Source organism: Dictyobacter arantiisoli (assembly GCF_008326305.1).
Taxonomy (GTDB): Bacteria; Chloroflexota; Ktedonobacteria; order Ktedonobacterales; family Ktedonobacteraceae; genus Dictyobacter; species Dictyobacter arantiisoli.
In genome coordinates, this window is sequence record NZ_BIXY01000181.1 from 1 (window position 1) to 3,973 (window position 3,973).

Here is a 3,973-nt window from a genome sequence, read left to right on the forward strand (position 1 = left end):
GGCGAATATTGGGGGTTTAATAGTTATGGTTCCCGCTTGATTGATTGTGATAAGAATGGCAACTGTTTGCAGTTCAGTTATGGCAGCAATGGAGATCTCAACACGATCACCGATACGCAAAATCGGCAGGTTACCTTTGTGCAGGGAACTGATAGCAGCAACGATCTGCATCAGGTGAAGTCGTATACCATCTCCACCAGTGATGGCACCAGCAAGACGATCACGCGAAGCTACACCAACTTTCAGCTCACCACACTGACCAATGCCGATAGCAAAGCGACCACCTTTGCCTATTACAGCAATGGGCAACTCAAATCCGTGACCGATCCTCTCTCGCATACTACCACCTTTGCCTATGGCACGGACGGAAAACTATCGACCATCACCGATGCCAACACGAAAACCGTGCAATTTGCCTATCATGCCAGTAGTGATAGTGCCTGTAGCGGGTTGAGTAGCACTGCACAACCCTGTACGGTCGTCACCGACCAGAATGGACATAGCACCACCTACTCGTATAGCACCGGCTTGCAGGTGTCGAATACGAAGGATGCGCTTGGACATACCACAGCACAAACCATTGATGCAACCACCTACAATGTGTCGAATACAACCGATGGTCTGGGCAACACCAGTAACTTTACCTACGATGGAAACAATAACCTGACAAGCACAAAAGATGCAACGGGCGCGGGTTCAACCTTTACCTACAATGCGCCGAATCAGACCTATTATCCTGATACGCAAAAAGATGCGCAGGGCAATCAAAGCAAATACACGTATGATACCAATGGGAATGTCACACAGTCACAAGATGTGACCTCCGGGCACAATCTCAATTATAGCTATAATGCCAACAATGGGACGATTTCCCAGCAGCAGGATGCCAATGGGAACATCACCACCTATGGCTATGACACGACCCAGAACTGGAATGTCACGACAATCACACCGCCAACTCCCATGGGCAAAACAACCCTGACCTATGATGCGTTGAGTCGGGTACATACGGAAACGGATGGCAACCATCACACCACGACGTTTACCTATGACAACGAGGACCGCATCACCAAAGTGCAATACAACGATGGCACCTCGGTGAGCTGTAGGATAGGAGATCAGCGCGTTCCTGCGTAGCAGCACGTTTTCGATCCCCTTCCCCCAAACCGGACATGAGAGTTTCCAACTCATCCGGCTTTCCAAGAGTCTCTTCTTCATGATGAGCTTGTGCTCAGTGTCAGGAATGAATGAGAGCATGACAGGATGGACACACGATCAACGTTTTTCGCCTCCTTTTTAACATCACCTGCGCCCAGTAGGGTCTTTCTTTCCCCAGATGTTCCAGCTCTGCGAGTTTGCGTACATGATGAACCACACTGTTCTCCTCTCGCATGCCGCACAGTTCGCATGTGGCCGCCATGAGTCGTTTTATCACCTCCTTTCGCTCATAACGGATGGGGACCGATGGATGGTCCACCAGAATGGCCTCCTTCTTTCGCTTGAGAGGAATTCCCCCAAAGGTGGCCACCAGCGGTTTCTTGCCCTTGCGCTCCTGCGTGACTTTGAGGCACACCCGTGTGCCCTGTGGGGTCACCGTGGTTGAGCGATAGCGACGGACCATTGCCATCTTGCTGCGTCGGAATTTCATTGCGAGTGTGTGCAGAAGGGACTGTTGCATATCCCAATGGACTCTGGTGAGCCACCGGAGATTATCCGCAAGCTGATAGTACTGCACCAGACCACGATATTCGGCTTGATACGTATTCAAGATGGTATAATCAGAGCGGGGCGCGAGAGTCATGCGCCGCAACGGTTTTCCTCCTTGTTTGTACTGGGCGCGTTTTCTTTCCACCACATCGGCCGGAATGCGTAGCCTGACTGAACCATTGAGTGTTCGTCGTTTTCTCGCGCCGAACTGGTCATTGCGATGGAACACGGTGATCTCATAGCCCAGAAAGCGGGCGGGCTGGGTTGTCGCCTGCGTGATGAGCGTTTTCTCTTGAGACAGCTCCAGTTTCAGGGTTTCGCGTAGAAATTGGCTCAATTGAGATTTGATCGCCTCCACCTCGCATTTTGGTCCAGCGAATCCGAACAGGATATCATCGGCATAGCGCACATAGCGTAGTCGCCGGTATGTGGGATCAAACGGATCCCCCCTTGGAAGCATTTGAGCCAGTCGCACCATGGCTTGGGCTTGTTGATACTCCCCTTTTTGTCTGGCAACATAGGCACGTTGCGTAAGCCGTTTGTACGCCAGGTTGCTCTGGCGTTCCTCCCCCTGTGTGGAGGAAGGGAGCAGTTCTGTTTCGATGTAGTGGTCCAGTTTGTCCAGATAGATATTACTGAGGAGTGGAGACACCACGCCCCCTTGTGGAGACCCACTCAGGGTGCAATGGTACCGCCACTCTTCCAGATATCCTGCCTGGAGTAACTCTTTGATGAGACGCAGAAAACGGTTGTCGTGGATCTTTTCTGCGAGAATGTTCAGCATGACTGTGTGGTCAAGCTGGTCAAAACAGGCCTTGATGTCTCCTTCAAGAAACCAGTGTGTGCCCGTCCAGGTGCGCTGCATCTGACTCAGAGCCGTATGACAACCGCGACCCGGTCGGAAACCATGCGAGGTGTCGCTGAACGTGGGTTCATAGTAGGCCTCTAACAGACTGCGAATGACTTCTTGCAGCAGTTTATCTGTCCACGTCGGCAGGCCCAGTGGCCTGAGCTTTCCGTTTTTCTTGGCAATGTACGTGCGTCTCACTGGAGTCCACTGAAACCGCTCATGCTTGAGTAACTCAATGCTCTGGTGGATCTTGTTGAGCGACATGGCATCAACTGTTTCATCGGTGGCTCCTTTGGTCATGGCTCCGGGATGAGCGTACAAACGAGCATAGGCTCGCAGGTACAGAGATGGATTGTAGAGTTGTCGATAGAGATCATCTACCCCAACTCCTCGTCTGCCTCGATCATGAAGCATACCAAGAACCGTTGTGGAATGGCGCATATCACATGCTCCTCTCTGTTACTTGATATGAAAACTCTCTGTGCCCCTTCCCCTTGTATGCAACTTTTCTGCACTCTGAGTACTACGGGCACTCCGTCGCCATAGGTCTTGCGACCCGTAGGCGATCCCGCGTTCCGTCGACCTGTTACGTTCGAGCCCCCCGTAGGTCGTCCATATATTCCCTTGAAGTGCTTCACTAGCACTCGTTGCCTCCGTGGAAGGTATCCCTGACAACTATAGGGACAGAGATACAGAGGAGCATCGCTTTCATGCGTTGTAGCGATGGGACCATCGTTTATCCTGCTGGGAATTGGACTTCAAGCAATCAGCCTTGACCATAGGGTGCGGATCTTGCATCACCTTCCCCTCAACGCCTTCAGAGAACCGACGCTTTTCGTGCATGCTTTTGTCCCCTCTACCTTTCGGCTTCAGGTAAGCACGATGATCCAGAAATCTCCTTCCAAATTTCTCCCGATTGAATCGGGGATAACAGGCCGCGTGACGCGGCGCACATAGCTATGATGCCGATGGCAACTTGACCGCGATTACCAATGGAGGGACAACCGAATTAGCCCTCTCCCGTCCTCAGACGCATAGCTATAATGCAAGCAATCAGGATGTGAGTGGCAGTGGGACCGCGACGGGTTCGACCCAGACCTATAGCTTCAGTTATAGTGGGACGGATCAGTCACAGCGGGTCAATAACCACGGAACCAGCACCGTGTATACCGGGCTGGGACTGAGCACCGAAACGGTCTCAGGCAATACCACCGAGTATGTCCGCTGTAGCTGTGGCATGCTCAATAGCGAACGCACCCCGGATGGCAAAGTCTCCTATTATCTCTTTGATGGGCGAGGCTCCATTGTGGGCATGACCGATAGTGCTGGCAACCAGGTAGAGCACTATGACTATGATCCCTTTGGTGGCATCTCCTCGCAGAGTGGCACCGTCAGCAATCCCTGGCAATATGCTGG

1 protein-coding gene and 2 pseudogenes are annotated in these 3,973 nt (G+C 52.2%); 2 read left to right on the plus strand and 1 reads right to left on the minus strand.

Translation table 11 applies throughout. The annotated features are described in order from the left end of the window. Positions 1–1,137: pseudogene (locus tag F1593_RS27440) on the plus strand (RHS repeat protein); the annotation flags it as partial. A gap of 100 nt (positions 1,138–1,237) precedes the next feature. Here F1593_RS27440 and F1593_RS27445 read toward each other — a convergent pair. After that, positions 1,238–2,998, minus strand: a complete 1,761-nt coding sequence (locus F1593_RS27445) for a reverse transcriptase/maturase family protein (RefSeq protein WP_149404738.1) — start codon at positions 2,996–2,998, stop codon at positions 1,238–1,240. Positions 2,999–3,533: 535 nt separating this feature from the next. Here F1593_RS27445 and F1593_RS27450 point away from each other — a divergent pair. Beyond that, a pseudogene (locus F1593_RS27450) lies at positions 3,534–3,973 on the plus strand (hypothetical protein); the annotation flags it as partial.

Coding starts and splice junctions, on each gene's coding strand:
- F1593_RS27445 (WP_149404738.1), bottom strand. CDS start 2,998: ATGCGCCATTCCACAACGGTTCTTGGTATGCTTCATGATCGAGGCAGA.